Source organism: Acinetobacter piscicola, assembly GCF_015218165.1.
GTDB lineage: Bacteria > Pseudomonadota > Gammaproteobacteria > Pseudomonadales > Moraxellaceae > Acinetobacter > Acinetobacter piscicola_A.
Genome location: NZ_CP048659.1, coordinates 2,281,701 through 2,307,719 on the forward strand (window position 1 = coordinate 2,281,701; position 26,019 = coordinate 2,307,719).

Sequence of the window (26,019 nt, forward strand, 5' to 3'; positions counted from 1 at the left end):
CAAATCCATTCTATTTTTCTCCTGTATACTTTGATATACAATATCATCATTAAAATGTGAAATATCGTTATAATAACAAATAAATTACTTGAACCTTTTGCAAAACTGTTCTACAAAGCAAAGTAATTTATTTAATTTAAATGTGAACCAGTTCTCCATACATATAACACGAGATCGGATTGTCTGTATCAATTATAGGATTTCTTTATGAGCGAATCGCAACAAAATCAAGGCCAAAGTCGTTTGTTGCTTAATACATTGATGATTATTTTAGAAACATTCTATTCATTTGTATTAAAACACGACCGCGTGGTTCGCTTGCATGCTAAACATTTTGTAGCACAACAAATCACCATTAAAATAAATAGCTACATCCCATACATAGACTTTTATATTCAATTTACCGACAAAGGTATTTTATTTGACCTAAAAGAACCTGAAAAACCTGTAGATTTAACTGTAAGCAGTACCGTCTTAGACCTCATTCAAATTTTTGTATTTGCCAACCGCCGCAGTATGAAAAAATTACGCATTGAAGGCAATGAGCTACTCAAAGACCAATTTCGTGATTTAATTCTGCCTTTTACAATTCCTAAATTATTGGCTGATTGGAAACAATGGCTTACAAATCCAAAGCATGACGAAACAGGTGTTGGTTCTAGAAAACGTATTGCCCCACTTTTAGAAAAAATTGATCAACAACGCTCTAAAATCAATACACTACAAGTTGAAGTTAAGCAGTATCAAAATCGTATTCGCCGCATGGAACAAAAACAAAAAACAGTAAATATATTGTTATCTGTAATTTCGGTTCTTTTTATTACGTTAATTGTGTATAATTTATGGCAGATATTTTCCTAATAAGTCTATTGAAACAATAAATTATAAGTTCGTGTAAAAATACCTTACCAAATTAGTCTGAATTAAACTTAAAAATACTTGACTATTTTAGTCAGGATTCATAAAATCGGTATATCTAGTCTAATAACATGTGTATCGAATCATGCGCCTTACTACTCGCGGTCGCTACGCAGTGACTGCTCTACTTGATCTAGCTTTGCAGCCAACTGAAAAAACGATCACGCTTGCTGAAATTGCAGCTCGCCAAACTATCTCTGTCGCTTATCTTGAGCAATTATTTGCCAAACTAAAACGCCATGGTTTAGTTTCTAGTGTTCGTGGTGCCAACGGTGGTTATCTTCTTGCGCGCAATGCTGAAGAAATTACAGTATTAGAAATCATTGAAGCCGTAAATGAAACCGTTGACGCGACGCGTTGTGACCACAAAGGCAACTGCCAAAATGGTGCAATGTGTTTAACACACGATTTATGGCAAGAACTCTCCCATCATATCGCCGATTATTTAGCGAATATTACACTTGCCGATCTCGTTTCACGAGACAACGTACAAACTGTTGCTCTACGCCAAAACACTCCAAGTTTAGATTCAGCCCTTTTATCGGCTACAGGTATTTGACATGAAACGTCCTATTTATCTTGACTATGCAGCAACTACTCCTGTCGACCCTCAAGTTGCTGAGCGTATGATGGAATGCTTAACCTTTGATGGTATCTTTGGTAATGCAGCATCTCGTTCACATGCTTATGGATGGCAAGCAGAAGAAAAAGTTGAATATGCACGTGAACAAGTCGCAAACTTGATCAAAGCTGACCCACGTGAAATCGTGTGGACATCAGGTGCAACTGAGTCAGACAACCTTGCACTTAAAGGTATTGCGCAGTTCTATGCATCGAAAGGCAAACACATCATCACTTCTAAAATTGAGCATAAAGCGATTTTAGATACTTGTCGTGAGCTTGAAGAAGAAGGTTTTGAGATTACTTATCTAGAGCCTGAAGAACGTACAGGTTTAATTACACCTGAAATGGTACAAGCCGCTTTACGTCCTGACACGATTCTTGTTTCACTGATGATGGTTAACAACGAAATTGGTACAGTTACTGACGTTGCTGCAATCGGCGAATTGACCCGTGCAAATAAAACATATTTCCACGTAGATGCTGCACAAGCTGCGGGTAAAGTTGAAATTGACCTTTCAACCATGAAAGTTGATTTGATGAGTTTCTCTGGTCATAAAGTATATGGTCCTAAAGGCATCGGTGCACTTTATGTTCGTCGCCAACCACGTGTTCGTATCAAAGCACAAATGCATGGTGGTGGTCATGAACGTGGCATGCGTTCAGGCACATTAGCTACTCACCAAATCGTGGGTATGGGCGAAGCTTTTGAACTTGCAGGTAAATCATTACACGCTGAACAAGCACGTTTACGTGTACTGCGTGACAAACTTTGGAATGGTTTACAAGACTTAGAGCAAGTATTCTTAAATGGTCACCCAGAATTTAATGTTGCTAACTATTTAAATGTAAGCTTCAACTTTGTTGAAGGTGAATCATTAATGATGGCACTAAAAGATGTTGCTGTGTCAAGTGGTTCAGCATGTACATCTGCAACTTTAGAACCTTCTTATGTTCTTCGTGCTTTAGGTCTTTCAGACGAACTTGCACATAGCTCAATTCGTTTCAGTTTCGGTCACTATACCACTGAAGAAGATATTGACCATGTCATTGAAATTACCAAAGCTGCAGTTGAAAAATTACGTGCCCTTTCACCACTTTGGGACATGTATAAAGAAGGTATTGACCTAAATTCAGTTGAATGGGCTGAACATTAATTCCAGATATTATTGATCGCATCTTTTTGAGCTGTTCTGATTGAAAATCAAAAAGATGCCCCAATATTATTTATTATCAACGCTGACCCCGAGGTTTGGAGAAGCATCATGGCTTATAGTGAAAAAGTAATTGATCATTACGAAAACCCTCGTAATGTTGGTGTATTAGATAAAAATGCTGAAAACGTAGGTACAGGTATGGTCGGTGCACCAGCTTGTGGTGACGTTATGCGTCTACAAATTCAAGTAGATGACAATGGTGTTATTGAAGAAGCACGTTTTAAAACCTATGGTTGCGGCTCTGCAATTGCATCGAGTTCTTTAGTGACGGAGTGGCTTAAAGGTAAAACTTTAGACGAAGCACAAGCGATCAAAAATATTGACATCGCAACTGAACTTGCATTACCACCAGTCAAAGTCCACTGCTCTGTACTTGCAGAAGATGCAATTAAAGCCGCTGTTGAAGACTATCGCAGCAAAAAATCTAAAGCTTAACTTTGCTTTTGACCATTTACAGAAAATGAATTAACGGAGTTTTCATGATCCATTTAACTGAAAATGCTGCAACTCATATCAGCAATTATTTAAAAAATCGCGGTAAGGGTGAAGGTATTCGTCTGGGCGTGAAGACTTCAGGCTGTTCTGGTTTGGCTTATGTACTTGAGTTTGTAGATGATGCAGACACACATGATCAAATGTTCGAGCAGTTTGGTGTAAAAGTTTTTGTAGACCCGAAAAGTTTGGTGTATTTGGATGGCATGGAAATGGACTATGTAAAAAATGGTCTCAATGAAGGCTTCGAATTTAACAATCCAAACAAAAAAGGTGAATGTGGTTGCGGTGAATCTTTTACCGTTTAAAAGCATTTTCAGCTTTGTTTCGCATTAAAACAGTGTCCTACACTGTTTTAATCACATTTAATTCTGCTATTTTATGCAAACCCAATCGTGGATGAATATTTCCCATGAGTCATTTTGAGCTGTTCGATCTCCCAGAAGCACTCGATATTGATTTAGCAACATTAAAATCAAATTTTTTAAAATTGCAGCAACAATATCATCCTGATAAAGCCGAAGATAAAGACCAAGCCTTGATTAAATCGAGTGAGATTAACCAAGCTTATAAAGTCTTATCTAATGTTGACAGTCGTGCTGCTTATCTTCTCTCTTTGAAAAAGCAAGATCATCATTTAGACCAATCTATCAATGATTTTGAATTTCTACAATCAGCTTTAGAAATTCGTGAACAATTGGATGAGTCTCACGATATTGAACAATTACATTCACTCAAAAATGAAGTTCAGCAATGGATTGATGGTTTAGTACGTGAGTTCAAAATTGATTATGCCGATGAAGACTGGGCAGATGCTCGTGACACTGTACGCAAATTGCGCTTTTTCCAAAAAGTCATGAATGACATTGATAAAGCTGAGGATCGGCTTTTAGATGATGAAGATTTTGACTTAGATGATGATTTTTAATTTATTTATTTTTTTATTAAGGATGTAACACAATGGCACTCTTGCAAATTGCAGAACCGGGACAATCAAGTGCGCCACATGAACACCGTATTGCCATTGGCATCGACTTAGGAACCACACATTCTTTAGTTGCAACGGTGCTTTCAGGCAAAGCTAAAGTTCTCAATGATGAACAGGGTCGCGTGTTACTTCCTTCTATCGTTCATTATTCAAAAAATTCAACAGAATATGGTGATGCAGCCAAACCATCCATCACCACCGACCCAAAAAACACCATTGTTTCAGTGAAACGTTTTATGGGTCGCTCAAAAGCAGATATTAAGTTTCAGCACCCGTACACCCTTGTTGGTGAAGACAATCAAATGCCTGCATTTGAAACAGCACAAGGTCGTAAAACACCTGTCGAAATTTCTGCTGAAATTTTACAACAACTTAAAGAGCGTGCTGAATCTAGTTTAAAAAATCCTGTAAATGGTGCCGTCATTACAGTTCCTGCATATTTCGATGAAGCCCAGCGCCAAGCAACACGTGATGCAGCACAGCTTGCAGGTTTAAATGTTTTACGTTTATTGAATGAACCTACTGCTGCTGCGGTTGCTTATGGCTTAGATCAAGAGACTAACCTTGCAACCAATCGTAATTATGTCATTTATGACTTAGGCGGTGGTACTTTTGACGTTTCCATTTTACGTTTTGCACAAGGTGTGTTTGAAGTTTTAGCTACAGGTGGTCATACAGCATTGGGTGGTGATGATTTAGACCGCTTAATTGTCAAGTGGGCAAAAAAACAACTCAACATTGAAAAACTTGATGATACAGAATACGCACATTTTGTTGTTGCCGCACGTAAAGCCAAAGAAGCACTGTCTGACAATACCACTGTTGAACTTAAACTTTTAGATCAAGTTCTCACACTTGACCGTGAAAATTTTGAACAGATCATTAAAGTTGCTTTAGATAAGACGATTAGCGTATGCAAGCGTGTATTGCGTGATGCCAAACTTGAACTTGATGATATTCAAAATGTCGTTTTAGTGGGTGGCTCTACCCGTTCATACGCAGTACAAAAAGCTGTTGCAGAAGTATTTAACCAAGAACCATTGTGTACGATTAATCCTGATGAAGTAGTTGCCATTGGTGCAGCAATTACAGCAAATCAATTGATTGGCAATAGTCAAGATGGATCATTACTGTTAGATGTCACACCTCTTTCTCTTGGTTTAGAGACCATGGGCGGCCTGGTAGAGCGTTTAATTTCACGTAATACTGCAATCCCTGTTGCACGCCGTCAAGAATTCACCACATATCAAGATGGTCAAACAGCAATGCTCATCCATGTTGTACAAGGTGAACGTGATTTGGTGGAACATTGTCGTAGCCTAGGACGTTTTGTACTACGTGGCATTCCACCAATGACTGCGGGTCAAGCGCGTATTGAAGTCACTTTCCAAGTCGATGCAGATGGTCTACTCACTGTGTCTGCCAAAGAAACAACGTCAGGTGTACATGCTGAAATTGACATCAAACCATCTTATGGTTTGTCAGAGACAGATACTGAGCGTTTATTGTTAGATGGCTATAAGTTTGCCGAAGAAGACAAACATTTACGTCACTTACATGAAACCAAAGTAGAAGCACAACGTGAAGTCGAAGCATTAACACAAGCACTAAAAGCGGATGCACAATTGCTGAGTAAGGAACAATTAAATGCGCTCACACAAGCTCAAGCTCATTTAATTGTTCAACTTGCAACAGATGATATTCAAGCCATCGAAGATGCTGTGGAAAAACTCAAAATTCATAGTGATGCTTTTGCTGCTGAACGTATGAATCAACATATTGATCATGCACTCAAAGGCACAAAACTTGATGACTGGTCAAACTCAAACTAATTTATAGGTAAAGACTATGCCACGTATTAAAGTACTACCTCATGCAACAATTTGCCCAAATGGTGCTGAGTTTGAAGCTGAAGCAAATAGCAATCTTTGTCAGAGCTTGTTGGACAATGGAATCAAAATTGAACATGCTTGTGATATGTCAAAAGCGTGTACAACCTGTCATGTTGTCGTACGTCAAGGCTTTGACAATCTTGAAGAAATGGATGATATTGAAGCTGATTTACTTGACCGTGCTTGGGGGTTAGAACCCGACTCACGTCTGTCATGCCAAGTAAAAATTACTGATGAAGATATGGAAATCGAAATTCCAAAATATACACTCAACCATGCTTCTGAAAATCACTGATTTTCCAAGATAAAAAAATAAGCTACCCTTTAAAGTAGCTTATTTTTTATTCCACTTAATTCTGAGTTTGTAATTAACTTAGCACTAAATCAATCAAATAATACAAACAACAAATAAATTAATGAGGCGGAGCAATAATTTCATCTTCGCTATTTAATTGTGCAACACCCATAGAATTCGTTAATTGTTGTTGTAACTGAATACGTTCGATCATTTTTTCTAAAACACTGACCAATTCTGTATATTCAAAATTCTGCACTTCCTGCATATTTAAAACCAAATGAAAACCTTTATATTCATAATCAAACCATTGTTCATTTTCATTATGAATATTGCTATATTTTTCCATCACTTGCCAAGTTTTAACAGCATCTTGAATGCCTTTCAGTTCCATTGGCTCTTTAGGTGCACATAAATAACTACTTTTGACCAACTTATAAGTTTCATCTGAAATTAAAATTTCATCTATTTCTGCAGCACTCTGTAAACGCGCAGCTAAATTTGCATCACGCCCAACAATAGTATATGCCATGCGATGCATTGCCCCATAATTCCCAACGTGACAATATCCTGTACTGATTCCCATACGAATATGTAATGGTGCATACCCCATTTTTTCCCAACGTGCACGCAAAAACTTCATCTGTTGACGCATAGCAAGTGCCATATCTAGACAATTTTTCGCATCCTGCTCCACACCTTGCGAATCAGGATCACCAAAGAAAATTAAAATTGCATCACCCATGAACTTATCAATCGTTGCACCATATTGCTTAGCGATTTCTGTCATGTGACTTAAATAATCATTCAATACGAAGGCGAGATCATCAGGAATCAATGTTTCAGATAATTCAGTAAATCCTTGAATATCAGAGAAAAAAACTGTAATTTTTTTACGTTTATACTCAAGCTTCGCCTCAGTTTCACCTCGCATGATGGACTGCCAAAGTTGCAGAGGTGCATAACGACTCAACTGATTAGATAACTGAATATAACGATTCATTTCATTAAAATAATTTTGACGCTGTGTATTTATACGCTTTATTCTTCTATTTTGATAATAATTAGCAATATTGATAAAAATAATCAGCCCAATAAAACTAAAAATTGTTAATTCAATTGAAGTCTGTTGAAAATAATCATCAAAACCAAAAACAAAAATAATATTTAAATAGAAAACAATAATACTAATTAGAATCGCCAATGAACTAATCATCATTGAAATTTTATAATTAACAGCAATATAAATAATGACAAACAACAAGATAAAGGTAATCACTAAACTTAAATATACAGCTGCCAAAACTGTTGAAATCACAATAATATCAATTAAAAAATAAACATTGCGGCGTACTAATGCACCATATTGATATTCCAACCAGCGCGATAACCTTGGACTAATTAATAAAATAAAGAAAATAAAAATAGGCACATAAAGCTGATTATATGCATTCGGTGTAGTAAAACTATAAATAACCAACAACATTGCAAGTATGCTATACCCCATCAACCGTTGGAATATTTCAAATTGCTTGGGTTGTTTATCCAACATACGATCTAATGGCAAAAGAGAACCTCGAACGTTATTGATTATTTATATTCATATGCAATAGCGTTTAGTCCATACGCCAATCAAAAGGCATATCTCCTTGACCACGCAATGCCAACATCAAGGTTTGGCGCATGTGTGCTAAAACTTCGTTTGAATATGGCACCGCAGGTAAACCAAAGACTGGTTTTGGCCATGCCACATCATTTTGATAACGTACAACATGATGAAAATGCAATTGTGGAACCATATTGCCAAGCGCCGCGACATTCATTTTATCTGCACGGAATACACGAGAAAGTTGGCTCGACAACCAGCTTGATTCACGTAAAAATTGTTCTTGGTCAGCTTGACTCAGCTCATATAGCTCTGTAATGCCCGGTACACGTGGAATCAGGATTAACCAAGGAAATTGCATATCATTCATTAAACGACATGTAGACAGCGGAAAATCGCCGACAAAAAAAGTATCTTGAGCAAGTTGAGGATGCAGACTAAACATATCTTTATAAATGACATAAAATTAAAAAGGATGCCTAATACTAACACATCAGTTTTAACGTGAATATTGTTAGACTTGTGTTTTGGTACAAATAAATACAGTTTGTTTTGAACACAATCACAAATTTATGACAGGAAAAGTTATAAAAAATTTTCTTGATCCATTTTGCCTATTTCACCTTCTCGTTATTACACTTTTCAAAAATGTAACAACGAGAAATCTAAGCTTATTTTAAATCACCTAAAAGCGTACTAAGTAGGTCTAAAATAAACTGAATCCTTTTTTGATTTTCTTCTAACATCACCATAACTTTAAGACGTTGTCCACCTTCCATACGGAACCAAGTTGGATGTTTCTGCATCAATTGAATCATGGTAATGGCTTGTACAGGTGTGTCAGGTGAAAATTCAATCGCACCACCATTCGCCCCAATATCAATTTTAGTAATACCCAACTGTTCAGCTTGAATGCGAATTTGATGCACACTGAACAATTGTTTGACGGCAAGTGGTGGCATGCCAAAACGGTCTATCAACTCCATACGAATATTATCAAGTTTATCTTGGGTATCCGTATTACTAATGCGTTTATAGAACATCAAACGTTGATGCACATCACCTAAATATTCATCAGGAATTAATGCAGGCATATGTAAGCTAATTTCAGAGGTTAGCGACAATGGTGCATCAAAATTTGGCGTTTTACCTTGTTGAATAGCTTTGGTCGCTTTTTCCAGCATTTCCATATATAGGCTATAACCTATTGCATTCATTGAACCACTTTGCTGTTCGCCAAGTAGCTCACCTGCACCACGAATTTCCAAATCTTCGGTTGCTAACATAAAGCCTGCACCCAAAGTTGAGGCACGTGAAATCGCATCCAGACGTTTTTCAGCATCACCTTTTAAGCCCTTGATTGAAGGCACCATGAGGTAAGCATATGCTTGGTGATGTGATCGACCGACACGACCACGTAATTGATGTAACTGCGCCAAACCAAGCTTATCCGCACGTTCGATGATAATCGTATTGGCATTTGGTACGTCAATACCTGTTTCAATAATCGTTGAACACACCAAGACGTTATATTCTTTGTGATAAAACTGTTGCATGACTTGCTCAAGTTCACGTTCACGCATTTGCCCATGCGCAACTGCCACACGTGCTTCAGGAACTAAATGACGAATATTTTCAGCAGCACGCTCAATGCTATCGACTTCATTATGTAAAATATAGACCTGACCACCACGCAGCAATTCACGTAGAATCGCCTCTTTCATCGTTTCATCAGTCTGTTCATTGACAAATGTTTTGACTGCCAAACGGCGTGCAGGGGGTGTCGCAATAATCGAAAGATCACGCATTCCAGAAAATGCCATATTCAAAGTACGTGGAATCGGCGTTGCTGTCAGCGTTAACATATCGACATCAGCTCGCATTGCTTTAATACGCTCTTTGTCACGCACACCAAAACGATGTTCTTCATCGACAATCATTAAACCCAAATTCTTAAATTGGACATTTTGTTGAAGAATTTTATGTGTACCAATGACAATATCAACTTTACCGTCGGCTAAATCTTCAATAGTTTTAGTATGGGTTTTACTTGTACCAAAACGGGATAACACTTCAATTCGAATTGGCCAATCTGCAAAACGGTCTTTGAACGATTCATAATGTTGCTGTGCGAGCAAAGTCGTTGGCACTAAAACCGCGACCTGCTTATTATTTTGCACTGCAACAAAAGCGGCTCGCATCGCCACCTCTGTTTTACCAAAGCCCACATCACCACAGACCAAGCGATCCATCGGTTTGGCTTGTTGCATATCGTGTAAAGTCGCCTCAATGGCATTGGCCTGATCAAGCGTTTCTTCATAAGCAAAACCACTTGAAAATTGCATATAACTGCTTTGCTCAAGCTCAAAACTGATGCCAGGCTTAGACTGACGGCGTGCCTGAATATGCAGTAATTCTGCTGCAACATCGTGAATTTGCTCAAGTGCTTTACGTTTGGCTTTACTCCATGCATCTGCACCCAATTTATGCAGAGGTGCCAGATCAGGATCACCACCACTAAAACGGCTAATCAGGTGTAAATGTGTCACAGGCACATACACTTTAGCTTCATCAGCATAATTGAGCTGTAAAAATTCATAGTCTTGCTCATCGATATTCAGCGTCACTAAACCAGCATAGCGCCCCACACCATGATCAATATGTACCACAGGTGCACCGATATTTAATTCAGTAAGACTTTTAATTAAAAATTCTTCTGAAACCTCTTGTTGACGTTTTTTACGACGCTGTACAACACGATGCTCATACAACTGATTTTCTGAAATGACTGACAAATGATCAGTGATCAGCAAACCACGATCCAAAGGTGCATGGGTAATTGCAACTGAAAAATGAGATCGTTGAAATGCTGAAAAGCTTTCAACCACAGGAATTTCGCCCAAACTCGAACGTAACGCATCTTTTAAGGTTTCACGACGACCTGCACTTTCTGCAACCAACAACACAGGATGATTCGCATGATCAATATACTGTTTAACAGCTTTAAAGGGTTGTTCCTGTTTAGGATCAACAGGAAGTTGAGCAGGTTGTTCTGTCGCTAAATTGATTGCACCTGACTTCAAAGCATCTACAGATGCAACAGAAGCAATAATTCTCGGAAATTTATTGAGATATTCAAAAACCTGATTCGGTTGAATAAACAATTCTTCAGGTGCTAATAAAGGCTGATCAACATTGTGACGACGGTCTTCATAACGACGCGTCACATCTTTCCAAAATTGGGTTAATCCATCATCGAGATGCTCATCTGTAATGACAATGCAATGCTTTGGTAAGTACGCTATAAGGCTACTTTGCGACTGCATCGCCTCTTTACTAAAAAATAATGGAAAATAGAAATCCAAACCTGCTGAGGCAATACCATCTAAAACATCGGTATAAATTGGATTTTTCTTTGGATTTGCTGTGGGAAAACTTTCAGCATAACGGTCACGAAATGTAGAGCGTGCTTCTTTAAGTGGAAACTCTTTAGCAGGCAAAACCGTAAAATGATCCAACTTTGTTGTTGTTCTTTGTGTTTCAGGATCGAAAAATTTTAAGCTGTCAATTTCATCATCAAATAGATCGATACGAATCGGCGCATTTTGCCCTGAGGCATAAATATCCATGATGCTGCCTCGTACCGCAAACTCGCCATGATCATAAACGGTATCAACCAAATGATAACCCGCTTGAATCAAACGCATTTTTTGTTGTTCTAAGTCAAATTTCTGCCCGACTTTGATATCAAAGTGTTCACCAAGCACCCATGACGTTGGTGCGACCCGTTGTGCCAAAGTCGTTGCGGAAACAAGTAAAATACCTTTGCTTGGCATATTAGATAAAATTGAAAGTCGTTCAGATACAATATCTTGATGTGGTGATAATCGATCGTATGGCAAAATTTCCCAGTCTGGAAATACGGTTGGTTTTATGCCATAAAACTCTAATTCGCTTTCAAGTTGGTTTAAATGCTGATTGTTTCGAGCAACTAAAACATACAATTGCTCAGATTGCTCTGAAATCTCTTTGAATAATAGTGCTGCTGATGAACCCAACATTGAACCAATCCAACGTTTTTCACCCGCTTTCAGTTGTGTTAAATTAAGGTCTGAGATTTCTTGTTTAAACATAATCGCATCAGGTCAAAAAGACATGGACGATAGTTTAACATGCAAAATTTGCAATTTAGGCAATGATTGAATCACTTGTTAAATAAAATTACTTGTTAAATAGGGCTGTCAATTTTCTCCACAAACTACTTTTAGAATTTTGCTTAGCATGTGATTGTTTGCTTTGTTGGGGTCCAGACAATGTGCTATATAAAAATGTTTCACGATAAAGATTATCTAGCGTGTACTCCATCTGAAACATTTCAAATAACAGTTCATTGAGTATGACGCCTGCCAGTCCAGACTCATGTACTGAATTTTCATAATCATCTAAATAACGACATTTATAATAATCTGCCCATTCTTCCATTTTTTCTTCATTAAATTCAGATTCAGGAATATTTTGGGTTTGCCACTCACCATATTCATCTTCAAATTCATGTACATAAAAAGCAGGAGCATTCAGCCATTGCTGTTCAAACGATAGCTCTTCACCTAATTGATAGGTTTTACCATCACTTTGTTCAAAACAACGAATTTGTTTAGCATTTTCATAAACTGCATAGCCCACTGCATTAGCACTATCTACTCGTAGAAAAATAATCATTCGATCCATTAAACCTAACTGTTTAAATTTTTCTTGCCAAATTTCAGGTGTATAAAACATGCTATGAACATAATAAGCATGATGTAATATTAAATACCCATTCACCAAACAAAAGCTAAAATACTCTTCACTTCCAGTATTGAAATCTGATGTCCAATGCTCTCTTTTGTATAAAACTTTCCCTTCTAATTGCTCAATAAACACAACCGCCTGTAATTCATTACCGCTAAATGGCAATATCATTCCACCAACATTCGTTCCCATTACAACTCCCCAATATACTTCTTTATATGATTTTTGTTATTTGACAATTATTTACCTAACAATCACTTTTACTTATCGCTCTCTTTTAAACGCTTTATAATAATCATTTAACTTTTGCACAATTAGCTTAAACTGTTTCAAATTTTCTTCAGTATTCCCCAATCTCGCGACATAGCGACCCGATGCAATTTCCAAATCAATTTTTTCATTAATCAAAATAGCTTTATAAAACAACTCTTTTAAATCATCAAAATTTTTAAGCTTACGATTAGAAAAATACTCAAGGCGTTCTTTCAATTCAGTATTTAAAACGATGCCATCAACAATAAAACCCTGCTCAGGATCAATTTGAATATTATGTTTTTCTAAAAATTCAACTTCAGCTTTCGCCTCTTTACCTTTAAATAAATCAGCAATTTTGGCAAACATAATGTATTCCAACGTTTTAACAATCCATGTAGTTTAGTCAGATTTAGACCAAGATTAAAGTATCAAAGATCTTAGGCTATTTTAAATTCTATGATAAAAAAGCATCCTTTCGGATGCTTCATTTTGTACTATTTCAACCATATTGCTTTTGTAGATAATTTACGATTGATTCAGATTCAAATAGTTGAGCACCTGTATTTGGATCAACTAAATAAGGGACTTGAATATCCTTTTTGACCCGCCCCATCACAGGAACAACTTTTTCACGCTTACCGCCCGCCAAAGGCACATATTTACCAGGCTTTAAACGCAATACTGATGGCCCTTGATCTTGCCAACGCTCTTTTGCCACATTATGAAAAATAAAAGGAATTTCTAGTTCAGTTAACACCCCACGTACCACACGGGTATATGGACTTGCCTCAAAGCCCCACAACTCTAAAAGTTGCTCAGGTGCTGCACGATGAATAATTTTTTTATTGATCCACACACCGCGTGCACCATTAATCAATGTACCCGCAAATGCTACAAGCGGTAATTTTGGATAATGTGCATATTTCTTGGGTATTTGACCATTTTTGCCATAATTTTTAAAAAGATAATGCACAATATCTTGCGATTCATACAACTTTTCGCCTGTATTTTCATCGACTAAAAATGGAAATTGTGCTTTTCCACCTTGTTCTTTGACAATTTTACGGTATTTAGTTCCCCCTTTTGGACAAGGATATACCTCATAATCCAAGTTCAATAAAGTCATCACCTCACGAACACGGCGACAAAATGGTGAACCTTCAAACTCGTACAGCTTTAACGCTTTTTCAGGCTGATTGGGAAATGGCGTACCATTTGCGCCACGTCCACCCTCGGTAATTGCTGAAACCAATGCTTGAGCAACTTTAATCTGATGATGCACCATTTTGTTATCCTTGGGGTTTGACTAACCCTAAATTTTAAAGATCTACTAATTTTTCTTTTGCAACTACAATGCCGTTATTGTCCGCATAAATAAAATCACCAGCATTGAAAGTTACGCTACCAAAATACAAGGGTAGATCCACTTCGCCTATGCCCTTACGGTTACTTTTTTGTGGAATTGCAGCCAATGCATGTATACCTAAATCAAGCTCAGCGAGAGCATCTACATCACGCACACAACCGTAAATCACCACACCATTCCAATGATTTTTAACTGCCGATGCAGCAATCATATCCCCCATCAAGGCACAGCGCATTGATGCCCCACCATCTACAACAAGGACTTTCCCTGTACCATCTGTTGCTAACAATTCTTTGACACGTGAATTGTCTTCAAAACATTTCACTGTGACGATTTGACCACCAAAACTTTTACGTGCGCCATAACTTTGAAAGAAGCGACCATCCAAAGATGGAATTAAAGTTTGAATCTCTTTATCAGGATGATCATCCAATAAATCACAAGTTACAAAAGCGGGTGAACTCAATTTAATTCTCCATTATTTAGCATTTTGTATGTATAAATTATCATAAATTTCAAATTTATCGGTTTGAGTTTGTGCAACCTCGACCATAGTATGAGCCACTTGTTCAGCTGTCACTGGCTTATATTTAAATGTATTTGGAATGAAATGCGAGAATTTCTGAAAGATTTTTTGTCCTACATCTTCCAAAACACGTTGCTCGTCCCGCTCACCGATCAGTAAAGAGGGACGAATGATTGAAATACGTAATAAATCTAAACTTTGTAAATAATTTTCTAGTTCGCCTTTGACACGGTTATAAAATATTTTAGAGCTAGCGTTTGCCCCCATCGCACTGACCAAAATCAATTGTGTATCGGTATTTTCAAAAAGATCTGCAAAATGTGCATTAATTTCATAATCAATGGCATAAAATTTTTCTTTAGAACCTGCTTTTTTCTGAGTAGACCCCAAACAACTAAATGCATGACTAAAACCATTTACATCTTGATCATTTAATAATAAAAAATCATCTAAGACCAATTGTTCAACTTTTGGCAATTGTTTAAGTTCCATATCTTCTTGTCGCACAATCGCGGTAATTTTTTCACATTGCGCTAACTGGCTCAGCTTTTTGACCAATATTTTACCGACCAAACCTGTTGCCCCAATAACGATCGCATTTTTAATCGTTTGTGTCATTTTTAAACAATCTCCTACTTTTAGAAATAATCTACCGCTTTCTTTTCTTTTTTTCTGCATCTATTTGGTGTCAAAGCATGTCAAGACTTGACTTTACTAAGCGCTTTAATCAAAATATGGCACTTGTTTACGGGCTGGTGAAAATTCTCTGATGTGGGTTTTCAGATGTAATTTCAGCCCGCCCAGACCAATCTATTTCAAGGAGTGCACGAGTGGCAAACTCTGCTCAAGCTAAAAAACGTGCTAAACAAAACGTTAAAGCACGTAAACACAACGCAAGCTTACGTTCTATGGTTCGTACTTATCTTAAACGTACAGTAGCGGCTATCGCTGCTGGTGATTATGCTGCAGCTACTGAAGCTTATAAAACAGCTGTACCAGTAATCGACCGTATGGCTGATAAAGGCATCATCCATAAAAACAAAGCTGCTCGTCATAAGAGCCGTTTAAATGCACAAGTTAAAGCTTTAGCTAACTAATTTGTTGCATGAAAAGAGCCCCTTGGGGCTTTTTTTATGCCTAAAAATATATTTATCCTGTTTCATTTAAAACAATCCAACCCAGTCTTGAATAAATAGACTTCTCTTTTCAGAAATTTAAATAAATTTGTCTCGCAGCTATCCTAACCTACGGCGCAAAGCAGTATTTATTTTGGCTTAACCCATACACCGAGAAAAAAGTTTTTTGTTCGACCTCAAAAGTCCTCAGCCACTTCAAAACATTTTTTTAAAGCAGCATGTTTTAAAATCCTATTCTTTATTTATGCTTTCCATTGAAACTGGCTAAATAAAGCATCTTTTTTCAAGGTATTTTCTACGGCATTTGCAAGTTGTTTAACCATGCTTTGCGTTTCTATTTTTTTAAACCATGCTTGTTGTTCATTGGCATGGGCTGAAATCTGACACGTCAGTAAACCGTCATCATTTAAATGACAATGCACGCCCAAACCAATTGGATGATTTCCCACACTGACCGCTAAACGTTCTTCTGAATGGGTCAACTCAGCTTTAAAACCATATTCTGTAAGCTGTTTAGATAATAAATCCGTCACATAGGCTTGAGTGACAAGACAGGCATTTTCACCCTTTGCATTCGTTGGGCTATGCTTCTCACAGTTTGCTGTAAATTGTAATGTTCTCATTGCTTCATCCAAAGGCTTTATAGTTGTATGGGTTTAGAATAAGCAATATAAACAAAACAGCCAAGCATTTGCTTGGCTATTGTTGAATAAATATACAAATATTAGACCAATTACTCAGTCACCCGTATTTGGTCATAGATTACTCATCGACTTGAATGTGCAAACCTGCTTGATTTGTCAATTGAGTAAATGTCGGGAAACTGGTTGCAACCGTTTCAGTACCCATGATCTTAATTTCACCTGAAGTACGCAAACCTGCCATCGAGAAACTCATGGCAATACGATGGTCGTGATGTGATTCAATTTCACCACCAGTGAAAATTGCACCCCATTCGCCAGATTTGCCTTTACCTTCAATGATGATGCCATCATCAGTCGGTGTACAGTCGATGCCCATGGTTTTTAAACCATCCGCCATGACTTGAATACGGTCAGATTCTTTCACACGTAACTCAGCCGCACCCGTCAAAATCGTTTGCCCTTCAGCACAAGCTGCAGCAATGAACAATGATGGGAATTCATCAATTGCCAATGGCACTTGATCTTCAGGCATATGAATACCTTTAAGCGTACGTGTACCACGAATACGAATGTCTGCAATTGGTTCACCACCTGCAATACGTTCATTTTCAACAGTGAGATCAGCACCCATTTGTTTTAAAATTTCAATCACACCTGTACGGGTTGGGTTAATGCCTACTGCTTCAAGGGTCACATCTGAACCTTCAGTAATCGCAGCACCCACCATAAAGAATGCAGCTGAAGAAATATCAGAAGGCACTTGAATATCTGTTCCAACGAGTTTTCCACCACCTTGTAGTGAAATGCGATTGCCTTCCGTTTTCACGTCATAACCAAAAGCACGGAGCATACGCTCAGAATGATCACGCGTCGGTTCAGGCTCAGTCACAGATGTCTCACCCTCTGCCCATAAACCTGCCAATAAAATCCCTGATTTTACTTGCGCAGATGCCATTGGTAAATCGTAGTGAATACCTTTAAGTTTTTGTCCGCCCGTGATCGAAATCGGTGGCGTACCACGTTCACCTGTAGACTGAATTTGCGCCCCCATTTCACGCAAAGGCTTTGCAATGCGTTCCATCGGGCGTTTTGACAATGACGCATCACCTGTCATCACAGAATCAAAAGCCTGCGCAGATAACATACCTGAAAGCAAACGCATTGATGTCCCTGAGTTACCCATATACAGCGCAGTTTTTGGTGCTTTTAGACCATTCATACCAACACCGTGAATGGTCACTTCACCATTCTTAGGACCTTCAATGCTCACCCCCATATCACGGAAAGCTTGAAGTGTTGCCAAAGCATCTTCACCTTCAAGGAAACCTGTCACATGTGTTGTTCCTTCGGCAATCGCACCAAACATGATAGAGCGATGTGACACTGATTTGTCACCCGGCACGGTAAATTTACCTTTAAATGTCTTCTCACCTGGCAAAATGGTAAATTGTTGTGTCACCTTATTTTTCTCCATCAAAGGTTTTTTAGCGAGCATATGATTAAAATGCTGTCGTGCTGCTTGTGCATGACCGAGCAAACCCATCAATGCTTGTGAATCTTCATTTTCAATCAATTGACGTAAAGTTCTGAGTTGTGTTTCAAAACCATCAACTGCTTTGAGTATGGCAGTTTTATTGGCAAAAAAGATATCGTGCCACATTTGCGGATCGCTTGCCGCAATCCGTGAAAAGTCACGAAATCCACCTGCGGCATACCGGAAAATATCGAGATTATCTTCACGATTTGCCAGTTGCTCAACCAAGTTAAATGCCATTAAATGTGGTAAATGACTGGTATGTGCAAGCACTTCATCGTGCTTATCGACATCCATACAAATGACTTCAGCTTTGGCTGCCTGCCAAAGTGTGATCAGTTTTTCCACCGCCCAATCCGCACTGCTTGGTAATGGCGTCAAAATCACTTTGTGGTTGGCAAAAAGATCTACTTTGCCTGCATGCACACCTGTATGCTCTGCACCTGCAATCGGATGCCCTGGAACAAAACCCACTGGTAAATTTTCACCATAAACCGCTTTGGCAGCAGCAACCACATTGCCTTTGGTACTGCCAACATCAGTGATGATGGCATTTTCCAAAACATAAGGTTTGATGGTTTCAAGAATTTTTTGTGTTGCACGTACAGGTAAAGCCAATACAATTAGATCTGCATCCTTTACCGCTTCAACAGGATCACTAAACCCTTCTGAAATAATGCCAAGTGCTTTTGCATCGTCCAAAGTTCGTTTAGATCGTGTTGACGCGACAATTTTTTCTGCAAGTTGCTCTGCAATAATCACGCGAGCCAAACTTGAACCAATCAGCCCAAGTCCGATAAAAGCAACTTTTTTAAATAAAGCTTGTGTCATGACTTTGTTTTCAGACCTTCAGTTTTAAAGTACTGCAATCGGGTATGAACCCAATACACGCACTTCTTTCACCAATGGACGAATTTCTTCAATCGCCGCTTTAACATTGTCTTGCTCAACATGACCTTCTAAGTCAATGAAGAACACATACGCCCATTTCTCAGGCAATGCAGGACGCGTTTCAATACTGGTTAAGCTAATATTATGTTTCGCAAATGGTGCAAGAATTTCCAATAACGCCCCTGCACGGTCATGCGCAGAAACCAATAATGAAGTTTTGTCATTACCTGATTGCGGCACTTTTTCGCGACCAATGACCAGGAAACGTGTGGTATTTTCAGGATTATCTTCAATATTACTATGTAAAATTTCTAAATCATAAATGCTTGCAGCAACGTCCGATGCAATTGCAGCAGAGTGCCATTCATTACGAATACGGCGTGCCGCTTCAGCGTTTGAACTTAACGCAACGCGTTCTACACCTGGATAATGTGCATCTAACCAACTACGACATTGTGCAAGTGTTTGTTGGTGTGCATAAATTTGTTTAATGCTGTCTTTGCGGGTATTTGCAGAAATCAAGAACTGGTGATGAATACGCAATTCAACTTCACCAATAACATTTAAATGCGATGCTTTAAAACAGTCTAAAGTATGGTTCACCACACCTTCAGATGAGTTCTCTACAGGCACTAAGCCATAGTGAGCACTACCCGCCTCAACTTCACGGAACACTTCATCAATGGTTGGAAGGGGTCGAACCACTGCATCTTGACCAAAATGCTTCAACACTGCGGAATGCGTATAAGTACCGACAGGTCCTAAGAATGCAATACTTTGTGGTGCTTCTAGTGCTAAACAAGCGGACATAATTTCACGAAACAAACGAGCCATCGTTGTATCTGACAATGGACCTTCATTACGCTCCATCACATTACGCAATACCTGTGCTTCACGTTCAGGACGATAAAACAACGGATTCTCTTCTGCAGCAAATTTTGCTTTAGCCACTGCTTCTGCCAACTTTGCGCGGCGATTAATCAGTTGCTGGATTTGTTGATCTACTGAATCAATATCATCACGGATTTGAGCAAGATCGAGAGAAGTCGTGTTTTGATCATCGTTGATCATTGTTATATCGCCCTTTTAAAAGTCTAGAATTACAGATGGTTTAAATTTTAAACCACTCACAGTATAACAATAGTTCATGCGAATTTGTTGCACAATACTGCTTTTATGTACGTTTTAAATCCCTTTCCTGACATTCATTCCTTCCTACAAAGTGAAGCAACAAAGACCTTCAACTTTACAAAGCCTCTATAGAAGTTTAAGCCACAGCATTTATGATAAATAAGTTAAGCGCAACTCGAGCACTAAAAAGATGAATAAGAGAATCGCTGTTTTGATAACCCATGATTTTGAAGATGTGGAATATCACGATCCTGTTGAAGCATTTAGAGCGGCAAGCCATTCGGTACGCAATATCGAAAAAACAGCAGGAAATATCGTCTATAGTCAACAACGCAAATCTGCCGTCAGCATTGATTATGGAATTGATGAAATTTCAGTTCAGGACTTCGATGCTTTAATGATTCCGGGCGGAAATTCAACTTACTTACTCAAACAAGATATGCGTTTTATTGAATATCTACGTAATTTTGCCAACGCACAAAAACCCATTTTTTTATCTTGTTATAGTCCACATTTACTTATTGATGCACAAATTGCAATTGGACGCAGGCTAACGTCTATCCAAACTATCATTCACGACTTAAAAAATGCAGGTGCTGTAGTTTTTGATGATGACGTAGTGAATGACAATAATTTATATATTTCTTCTCGCTCCACCCAAGAATTACCTAGATTTATTCGTGAATGTCTCAATGTTTTAAGTGTTTGATTATTTTGCTGTATGTTCAACGCTAAATGACTTTATTTAAATGAAGTGCATTTTACGCATTGTTAAAATCAAGCAAAATCATCAGCTATTCCTTGAGGCAACATGCCCCACATGTCACCTCAACCCACAGCATATTATTTTTATGCTTGAATGACTTCACGAGCAATCACAAGACGTTGAATATCAGAAGCCCCTTCATAAATTTGGCTCACACGTACATCTCGATAAATTCGTTCTACAGGGAAATCAGAAACATAACCATAGCCGCCATGGATTTGAATCGCATCTGAACACACTTTTTCAGCAATTTCTGAAGCAAAAAGTTTTGCCATAGATGCTTCTTTTAAACAAGGTAATCCTGCATCCTTTAAACTTGCCGCATGTAAAACCAACTGTCTAGCTGCTTCAATTTGCGTTGCCATATCGGCTAAACGAAAAGCGACAGCTTGGTGCTGCACCAACTCGACACCAAAGGTTTTACGCTGATTGGCATATTCTACCGCTGCATCTAATGCTGCACGCGCCATACCCACACATTGTGATGCAATCCCAATGCGACCTGATTCTAGATTTGACAAGGCAATTTTATAACCTTCCCCTGCCTGCCCCAATAAATTTTCAGCAGGAATTCGACAGTTTTCAAAAATAATGGTCGCGGTATCGGAACAATGCTGCCCCATTTTATCTTCAATACGTGAAACAATATAACCTTGAGTATCCGTAGGAACCAAAAAGCAAGAAATCCCTCGCTTGCCTGCGGCTTGATCAGTTACCGCAAAAACAATAGCAATCTGCGCGTTTTTTCCTGTTGTAATGAACTGTTTTGTACCATTAAGTACCCATTCATCTCCTTCACGCACTGCTTTACATTGCAATGCACCTGCATCGGAACCTGCTTGTGGCTCGGTCAAACAAAAACAACCCAACCATTCCCCTGTTGCGAGTTTAGTTAAATACTTTTGCTTTTGTTGTTCTGTACCATAACGCTGAGTAATGCCACAGGGTAAAGAGTTTTGCACACTCACAATGGTAGAAATTGCACCATCCCCTGCGGCAATTTCCTCCAAAGCCAGTACCAAAGAAATATAATCTAAACCTGCACCGCCATATTGTTCCGACACCGTCATCCCCAACGCCCCCAATTCACCTAGTTCTTTGAGCTCTTGTGCAGGGAAATGCGATGTTTGATCACGTTCTGATGCGCTCGGTTTAAGCTTATTTTGTGAATAATCACGCATCATCTCCTGAATCATTTTCTGTTCTTCATTTAAAATCATGGCAGCATCCTGTCTATACATTTTTTAGGCAAAAACTGACTAACTTGGTCCATAAAATAACCAAGAGAATCAAAGATAAATTAAGATTTTGACGAGAAATTCATATACTTCTTCATTAAATACAAAGAAGTATATAAATAAAAATAGATGATTAAATTTAGAAAAATCTTGTTTTAATGCATTATTTAGGTTGCATACGAATTGCACCATCTAGACGAATCGTTTCACCGTTCAAGTAACTATTCTCACAAATTTGCCCAACCAATGATGCAAATTCTTCAGGTTTTGCCAAACGTGGTGGGAATGGTACCATTTGCCCCAACGCATCTTGGACATTTTGTGGCAATGCTTTAAGCATAGGTGTTTCCATGATTCCTGGTGCAATGGTCATCACTCGAATAGCATGTTGTGCAAGCTCACGTGCTAAAGGTAAAGTCATTGCCACAACTGCACCTTTTGATGCTGAATAAGCAGTTTGTCCAATTTGTCCATCAAATGCCGCAACTGAAGCCGTATTGATAATTACACCACGGTCTTCCTCACCTGCTTGTAACTCATATTTTGCAATCAAATTGGCAGCAAAACGCAGCATATTAAATGTGCCTGACACATTGATGTTTAATACGCGCTGAAAATCTGTTAATGCATGAATGCCTTTTTTACCCAGAACTTTGGCAGATGGACCAATGCCTGCACAGTTCACGAGACCATTCAACTGTCCATATTCTTGTTCTACATCATTAAAAAATTGTTCAACGGTGGTCTCATCTGTCACATCAAGTTGCACAAACTTGGCATTTTCACCCAGTTGTTGCTGTGTTTGCTGCCCCAATTCATTATTCATATCGACAATGATGACTTTAGCATCACGCTCAACTAAAAAAGCTGCGGTCGCTGCACCCAAACCCGATGCACCACCTGTGACAACAAAAACTTTTCCTGCAATTTTCATATTATTTTCCTATTCATTTTTTGAATGAGCACTCGACTTAAGCAGCAGAGTAAACATAGAAATACTTCAGTACAATTCCCAAAAGTTGCATTTTAAATGATGCATTTGGACAATGACGTCGTGCTACAAAATAATGGAATAACCTATGGATAATCAACTACCCAAGTACAGTAAGGGAACGATTTCTATTACATTGGTACAAGAAGCCCTAGCCACTGCACAAAATAAAAATTTAGACTTAGCACAATTAATCCAAAAAATGGGCATTTCTCCAGAATTAATGCAATCAGATAAAAGTAGAGTTTCCGTTCATACATTTGCCCTACTTTGGACAGAAATCGCAAATCAAATGAATGATGAGTTTTTTGGTATGGACAGCCATGCGATGCGTAGAGGCAGTTTTCAACTCTTGTCAAAAATGCTGATGCAAGCTGAAAATGTCAAAATTGCACTGACACAAATTTTACAGTTTTTAAATGCAATTTTAGATGACTTTTCGAGCACGCTATTTGTTGAAGAAAATTATGCTTATATTGTCATTTATGATCGGCAAGCACCTAAAAATATGTTTGCATATGCCACCTATCTCATGCTAATTCATGGTTTAATTTGTTGGCTCAGTGGACAACGTTTAATCATTAACAAAATTCAACTGCGATGTGCCGCTCCACAAGATGATCATGATTATAAAGTACGGTTTTGTGAAAACATTCATTATCATTCAGATGAAAATTACATCCAATTTGATGCTAATTATTTAAAAATCGCCATCAAACAAGACCAAAAGTCTTGGTATGAATTTATAAAAAATACCCCTGAAAACTTATTGGTTCGTTTTAAAAATCCACATGCTCTGAGCTCAATCATCCGTAAATCCCTCATGCAACAGTCACCTGAGCAGTGGCTTGAGCTGAATGTTTTGGCAAAACAACTCAATATGTCGGAAGCGACGATACAACGCCGCTTAAAAAACGAAGGCACAAGTTATCAGCAACTCAAAAATGAAATACGCCGTGATACTGCGATTGAACTTTTAACAACCACACAAAAAACACTACAAGAAATCAGTAGTGAATTATATTTCCAAGACCCGAGTGCATTTCATCGTGCATTTAAAAAATGGACTGGTGTAAATCCAGGCTCTTATCGAGACTCATCCCTAATATTTTAAAGAAACTGTTCATTCGTCCGAATCAAGTTGATTCAATCATTAAAATAGGTTATTTTTCATTCAATTTCTAGCTTCTTTATGGCTAGTTATCTCTCCCTCTTTAGTCTTACTGTTTTTACAGGTTCTTCCATGAATAAAATTTCTGACGTGCTTGAACGCTCACTTGTGCAAAATTTTGTTGTTTCTTTATCTGCTCAAACTGAACAACTCGATGAAATTATTGATGCCATGTTAAATGCACCACAACATGATTTAAATCAAGCGATTGTGCAGTTTATTGCAAGCCAAGAAAGTCATGATTTGGCACGTGCTTTAGATATTCAAAAAGAAAACTTAAATGCAATTCAAAATGGTCTTGCATTGCAAAAAGAACATTTAGCCGACGCTGCAAAGATTGTCGCATTATGTTTAGCATTAGAAACCAATTCTCTGAAAAAACTGAATATCGCTGAATCTTTGAATGACTTTCCCATGTAAAGATTGAAAAATTATTTTATAAAGTTAAACAATAAAAAAGGGAAAATCTTGATGATTTTCCTTTTTTTAATATTGATCAAATATCAATAAAAATCTTGGTAGGTTTAACCTCTACCGAACTTTAATATAAATAATTGTTTTATATTTAATTATTTTTAAGTTAAATTCTAGTGTACACCACAGTGTACAAATTATCTGTTGCTAGGTTTTATAATAAGCCTAATACATAACATTAAAGGTATGGTCATTTTATTATTTTTAAATTAAATACCTCATTCACATATTCTCAAACTTATCTATGAATGCTTGAAAGTTTACTAAAAATTGCCTTTCATATTCATCATGCTTGGCGACCATAGCCTTAAATGTCTTGTGGTGCATATTTAAAGGCTTGTTTATTCTTTTAATAAATGGCACATGGTTATAACTCCAACCTAACTTATCCCTCATTTTGTGCATGTGATAACGTGGCTTATCTTTTTCGCTCATTTGCTGAATGGCATAGTTTGCATTATTGCAATGTCTGCATGTGAAATATCCACTTTCTGATAAATACAGCTTAGCAACTCGCTTCCTACATTCTGGAGATGGGCATATAAACCATGACCGTGTTCCGCCGTAGTGACAGGCTGTTCGATCTATACGAATGACATAGTCATAAGATTCACCATTACAATGATAAGAAAGCGTTAATTGTTGATCTTGATAACTGTAATCAATGGATGAGCGTATTTTTTTGGTATCTGCATCCCACCAACTATATGAACCTGTACCATTTTTAAAAATGCCTTGTTTCTGCATTATTCGGCTATCCATTGCTCTTAGGCTCTCAACTTGTATTTTTGATTGCTTAAACATACTTAAAACTCACTATTTTTGACTAAAAAAAGCTTATTTTTGATGAAAATAGGGTTAAAAATGACTAGAACTCGCTAAAAGTACCTACAGAATAGCTAAAAACAGGCTATTTTTCCTTGACGGATTGCACTTTGTATAACAAGGCTCTAAGCCATATATAGCAACACTTACAAGGAATTTAAGCGTGTTTTCGTTGCATTTTTTTCCTAATGATTTAGGTAAATAGGTAGGGGGGAGCTAAAAAGCTAGAGGTTTAAAGCTAAATGACCGCA

At 37.9% G+C, this 26,019-nt stretch carries 26 protein-coding genes; 12 read left to right on the forward strand and 14 right to left on the reverse strand.

Annotated elements, in window-relative coordinates:
* The first annotated feature begins 207 nt into the window (after positions 1-207).
* From G0028_RS11130 to fdx, 8 genes are all read left to right on the forward strand, one after another.
* On the forward strand, positions 208-861 hold the full coding sequence (locus G0028_RS11130) for a hypothetical protein (RefSeq protein WP_130073280.1): 654 nt from the start codon (positions 208-210) through the stop codon (positions 859-861).
* Positions 862-1,003: 142 nt separating this feature from the next.
* Complete coding sequence (locus G0028_RS11135; protein WP_130073279.1) at positions 1,004-1,477, forward strand: Rrf2 family transcriptional regulator; 474 nt, start codon at positions 1,004-1,006, stop codon at positions 1,475-1,477.
* Between the two features lies 1 nt (position 1,478).
* On the forward strand, positions 1,479-2,696 hold the full coding sequence (locus G0028_RS11140) for an IscS subfamily cysteine desulfurase (RefSeq protein WP_130073278.1): 1,218 nt from the start codon (positions 1,479-1,481) through the stop codon (positions 2,694-2,696).
* A 108-nt stretch (positions 2,697-2,804) separates the two neighbouring features.
* Positions 2,805-3,191 carry a Fe-S cluster assembly scaffold IscU gene (iscU, locus tag G0028_RS11145; protein ID WP_086209207.1) on the forward strand — a complete coding sequence of 129 codons (387 nt, stop codon included), beginning with the start codon at positions 2,805-2,807 and terminating at the stop codon, positions 3,189-3,191.
* Between the two features lie 44 nt (positions 3,192-3,235).
* Positions 3,236-3,556, forward strand: a complete 321-nt coding sequence (gene iscA / locus G0028_RS11150; protein ID WP_111857963.1) for an iron-sulfur cluster assembly protein IscA — start codon at positions 3,236-3,238, stop codon at positions 3,554-3,556.
* 104 nt (positions 3,557-3,660) lie between these two features.
* The gene (gene hscB / locus G0028_RS11155; RefSeq protein WP_130073277.1) at positions 3,661-4,176 is read left to right on the forward strand and encodes a Fe-S protein assembly co-chaperone HscB; all 516 of its coding nucleotides are present in this window, start codon (positions 3,661-3,663) and stop codon (positions 4,174-4,176) included.
* 32 nt (positions 4,177-4,208) lie between these two features.
* Positions 4,209-6,068 (forward strand): Fe-S protein assembly chaperone HscA, encoded by a 1,860-nt coding sequence (gene hscA, locus G0028_RS11160; RefSeq protein WP_130073276.1) that lies wholly within the window; start codon positions 4,209-4,211, stop codon positions 6,066-6,068.
* A gap of 16 nt (positions 6,069-6,084) precedes the next feature.
* Positions 6,085-6,423: an ISC system 2Fe-2S type ferredoxin gene (gene fdx, locus G0028_RS11165; protein WP_130073275.1), complete on the forward strand. Its 339-nt coding sequence runs from the start codon at positions 6,085-6,087 to the stop codon at positions 6,421-6,423.
* 118 nt (positions 6,424-6,541) lie between these two features.
* Here the strand turns inward: fdx and G0028_RS11170 are convergent, their stop codons facing one another.
* The 8 genes from G0028_RS11170 to G0028_RS11205 form a co-directional block, all read right to left on the reverse strand.
* Positions 6,542-7,990, reverse strand: coding sequence for an adenylate/guanylate cyclase domain-containing protein (locus G0028_RS11170; RefSeq protein WP_180045963.1), 1,449 nt, complete (start codon positions 7,988-7,990; stop codon positions 6,542-6,544).
* A 49-nt stretch (positions 7,991-8,039) separates the two neighbouring features.
* Positions 8,040-8,474 carry an HIT domain-containing protein gene (locus G0028_RS11175; RefSeq protein ID WP_130073273.1) on the reverse strand — a complete coding sequence of 145 codons (435 nt, stop codon included), beginning with the start codon at positions 8,472-8,474 and terminating at the stop codon, positions 8,040-8,042.
* 226 nt (positions 8,475-8,700) lie between these two features.
* The gene (gene mfd / locus G0028_RS11180) at positions 8,701-12,162 is read right to left on the reverse strand and encodes a transcription-repair coupling factor (protein ID WP_180045965.1); all 3,462 of its coding nucleotides are present in this window, start codon (positions 12,160-12,162) and stop codon (positions 8,701-8,703) included.
* An 88-nt stretch (positions 12,163-12,250) separates the two neighbouring features.
* Positions 12,251-13,012: a hypothetical protein gene (locus tag G0028_RS11185; protein WP_180045967.1), complete on the reverse strand. Its 762-nt coding sequence runs from the start codon at positions 13,010-13,012 to the stop codon at positions 12,251-12,253.
* A 72-nt stretch (positions 13,013-13,084) separates the two neighbouring features.
* Complete coding sequence (locus G0028_RS11190; RefSeq protein WP_180045969.1) at positions 13,085-13,441, reverse strand: hypothetical protein; 357 nt, start codon at positions 13,439-13,441, stop codon at positions 13,085-13,087.
* A gap of 133 nt (positions 13,442-13,574) precedes the next feature.
* Positions 13,575-14,360 (reverse strand): glutathione S-transferase N-terminal domain-containing protein, encoded by a 786-nt coding sequence (locus G0028_RS11195; protein WP_174492459.1) that lies wholly within the window; start codon positions 14,358-14,360, stop codon positions 13,575-13,577.
* Positions 14,361-14,394: 34 nt separating this feature from the next.
* Positions 14,395-14,907 (reverse strand): ribonuclease E activity regulator RraA, encoded by a 513-nt coding sequence (gene rraA, locus G0028_RS11200; RefSeq protein ID WP_130073268.1) that lies wholly within the window; start codon positions 14,905-14,907, stop codon positions 14,395-14,397.
* Between the two features lie 12 nt (positions 14,908-14,919).
* Positions 14,920-15,585 carry an NAD(P)H-binding protein gene (locus G0028_RS11205; RefSeq protein ID WP_130073267.1) on the reverse strand — a complete coding sequence of 222 codons (666 nt, stop codon included), beginning with the start codon at positions 15,583-15,585 and terminating at the stop codon, positions 14,920-14,922.
* Positions 15,586-15,797: 212 nt separating this feature from the next.
* Here G0028_RS11205 and rpsT point away from each other — a divergent pair, with 212 nt between their 5' ends.
* Positions 15,798-16,064 (forward strand): 30S ribosomal protein S20, encoded by a 267-nt coding sequence (gene rpsT / locus G0028_RS11210; protein WP_111857950.1) that lies wholly within the window; start codon positions 15,798-15,800, stop codon positions 16,062-16,064.
* A gap of 281 nt (positions 16,065-16,345) precedes the next feature.
* Here rpsT and G0028_RS11215 read toward each other — a convergent pair whose 3' ends face one another.
* From G0028_RS11215 to pheA, 3 genes are all read right to left on the reverse strand, one after another.
* Positions 16,346-16,726 (reverse strand): hypothetical protein, encoded by a 381-nt coding sequence (locus G0028_RS11215; protein ID WP_180045971.1) that lies wholly within the window; start codon positions 16,724-16,726, stop codon positions 16,346-16,348.
* Positions 16,727-16,865: 139 nt separating this feature from the next.
* Entirely contained in the window at positions 16,866-19,112 is a 2,247-nt protein-coding gene (locus G0028_RS11220; RefSeq protein WP_180045973.1) for a bifunctional prephenate dehydrogenase/3-phosphoshikimate 1-carboxyvinyltransferase, read from the reverse strand.
* Between the two features lie 24 nt (positions 19,113-19,136).
* Positions 19,137-20,243: a prephenate dehydratase gene (gene pheA, locus G0028_RS11225; protein ID WP_130073264.1), complete on the reverse strand. Its 1,107-nt coding sequence runs from the start codon at positions 20,241-20,243 to the stop codon at positions 19,137-19,139.
* A 250-nt stretch (positions 20,244-20,493) separates the two neighbouring features.
* On the opposite strand from pheA, the gene G0028_RS11230 reads away from it, so the two are divergent.
* Complete coding sequence (locus G0028_RS11230) at positions 20,494-21,012, forward strand: DJ-1/PfpI/YhbO family deglycase/protease (protein WP_130073263.1); 519 nt, start codon at positions 20,494-20,496, stop codon at positions 21,010-21,012.
* Positions 21,013-21,152: 140 nt separating this feature from the next.
* Here G0028_RS11230 and G0028_RS11235 read toward each other — a convergent pair whose 3' ends face one another.
* Positions 21,153-22,289, reverse strand: a complete 1,137-nt coding sequence (locus tag G0028_RS11235; RefSeq protein WP_130073262.1) for an acyl-CoA dehydrogenase family protein — start codon at positions 22,287-22,289, stop codon at positions 21,153-21,155.
* A gap of 181 nt (positions 22,290-22,470) precedes the next feature.
* A complete protein-coding gene (locus G0028_RS11240) occupies positions 22,471-23,241 on the reverse strand; it encodes a 3-hydroxyacyl-CoA dehydrogenase (RefSeq protein ID WP_180045975.1) in 771 nt (256 codons plus the stop codon).
* A 145-nt stretch (positions 23,242-23,386) separates the two neighbouring features.
* Between G0028_RS11240 and G0028_RS11245 the strand changes: the two genes are divergently transcribed.
* Positions 23,387-24,412: an AraC family transcriptional regulator gene (locus tag G0028_RS11245; protein WP_130073260.1), complete on the forward strand. Its 1,026-nt coding sequence runs from the start codon at positions 23,387-23,389 to the stop codon at positions 24,410-24,412.
* Positions 24,413-24,541: 129 nt separating this feature from the next.
* Positions 24,542-24,889: a hypothetical protein gene (locus G0028_RS11250; protein ID WP_180045978.1), complete on the forward strand. Its 348-nt coding sequence runs from the start codon at positions 24,542-24,544 to the stop codon at positions 24,887-24,889.
* Positions 24,890-25,165: 276 nt separating this feature from the next.
* On the opposite strand, the gene G0028_RS11255 is transcribed toward G0028_RS11250, so the two are convergent.
* Complete coding sequence (locus G0028_RS11255; protein WP_180045980.1) at positions 25,166-25,747, reverse strand: hypothetical protein; 582 nt, start codon at positions 25,745-25,747, stop codon at positions 25,166-25,168.
* Positions 25,748-26,019: the final 272 nt, after the last annotated feature.

Excerpts from the sequence above, each read along its gene's own strand:
- hscB (WP_130073277.1), top strand. The coding sequence starts at position 3,661 with ATGAGTCATTTTGAGCTGTTCGATCTCCCAGAAGCACTCGATATTGAT.
- G0028_RS11230 (WP_130073263.1), top strand. The coding sequence starts at position 20,494 with ATGAATAAGAGAATCGCTGTTTTGATAACCCATGATTTTGAAGATGTG.
- G0028_RS11245 (WP_130073260.1), top strand. The coding sequence starts at position 23,387 with ATGGATAATCAACTACCCAAGTACAGTAAGGGAACGATTTCTATTACA.
- G0028_RS11240 (WP_180045975.1), bottom strand. The coding sequence starts at position 23,241 with ATGAAAATTGCAGGAAAAGTTTTTGTTGTCACAGGTGGTGCATCGGGT.
- iscU (WP_086209207.1), top strand. The coding sequence starts at position 2,805 with ATGGCTTATAGTGAAAAAGTAATTGATCATTACGAAAACCCTCGTAAT.
- iscA (WP_111857963.1), top strand. The coding sequence starts at position 3,236 with ATGATCCATTTAACTGAAAATGCTGCAACTCATATCAGCAATTATTTA.
- G0028_RS11215 (WP_180045971.1), bottom strand. The coding sequence starts at position 16,726 with ATGAGAACATTACAATTTACAGCAAACTGTGAGAAGCATAGCCCAACG.
- hscA (WP_130073276.1), top strand. The coding sequence starts at position 4,209 with ATGGCACTCTTGCAAATTGCAGAACCGGGACAATCAAGTGCGCCACAT.
- G0028_RS11135 (WP_130073279.1), top strand. The coding sequence starts at position 1,004 with ATGCGCCTTACTACTCGCGGTCGCTACGCAGTGACTGCTCTACTTGAT.
- G0028_RS11175 (WP_130073273.1), bottom strand. The coding sequence starts at position 8,474 with ATGTTTAGTCTGCATCCTCAACTTGCTCAAGATACTTTTTTTGTCGGC.
- G0028_RS11185 (WP_180045967.1), bottom strand. The coding sequence starts at position 13,012 with ATGGGAACGAATGTTGGTGGAATGATATTGCCATTTAGCGGTAATGAA.
- G0028_RS11220 (WP_180045973.1), bottom strand. The coding sequence starts at position 19,112 with ATGACACAAGCTTTATTTAAAAAAGTTGCTTTTATCGGACTTGGGCTG.
- G0028_RS11250 (WP_180045978.1), top strand. The coding sequence starts at position 24,542 with ATGAATAAAATTTCTGACGTGCTTGAACGCTCACTTGTGCAAAATTTT.
- G0028_RS11205 (WP_130073267.1), bottom strand. The coding sequence starts at position 15,585 with ATGACACAAACGATTAAAAATGCGATCGTTATTGGGGCAACAGGTTTG.
- G0028_RS11235 (WP_130073262.1), bottom strand. The coding sequence starts at position 22,289 with ATGATTTTAAATGAAGAACAGAAAATGATTCAGGAGATGATGCGTGAT.
- G0028_RS11195 (WP_174492459.1), bottom strand. The coding sequence starts at position 14,360 with ATGGTGCATCATCAGATTAAAGTTGCTCAAGCATTGGTTTCAGCAATT.
- G0028_RS11140 (WP_130073278.1), top strand. The coding sequence starts at position 1,479 with ATGAAACGTCCTATTTATCTTGACTATGCAGCAACTACTCCTGTCGAC.
- pheA (WP_130073264.1), bottom strand. The coding sequence starts at position 20,243 with ATGATCAACGATGATCAAAACACGACTTCTCTCGATCTTGCTCAAATC.
- mfd (WP_180045965.1), bottom strand. The coding sequence starts at position 12,162 with ATGTTTAAACAAGAAATCTCAGACCTTAATTTAACACAACTGAAAGCG.
- G0028_RS11255 (WP_180045980.1), bottom strand. The coding sequence starts at position 25,747 with ATGTTTAAGCAATCAAAAATACAAGTTGAGAGCCTAAGAGCAATGGAT.
- fdx (WP_130073275.1), top strand. The coding sequence starts at position 6,085 with ATGCCACGTATTAAAGTACTACCTCATGCAACAATTTGCCCAAATGGT.
- G0028_RS11130 (WP_130073280.1), top strand. The coding sequence starts at position 208 with ATGAGCGAATCGCAACAAAATCAAGGCCAAAGTCGTTTGTTGCTTAAT.
- G0028_RS11190 (WP_180045969.1), bottom strand. The coding sequence starts at position 13,441 with ATGTTTGCCAAAATTGCTGATTTATTTAAAGGTAAAGAGGCGAAAGCT.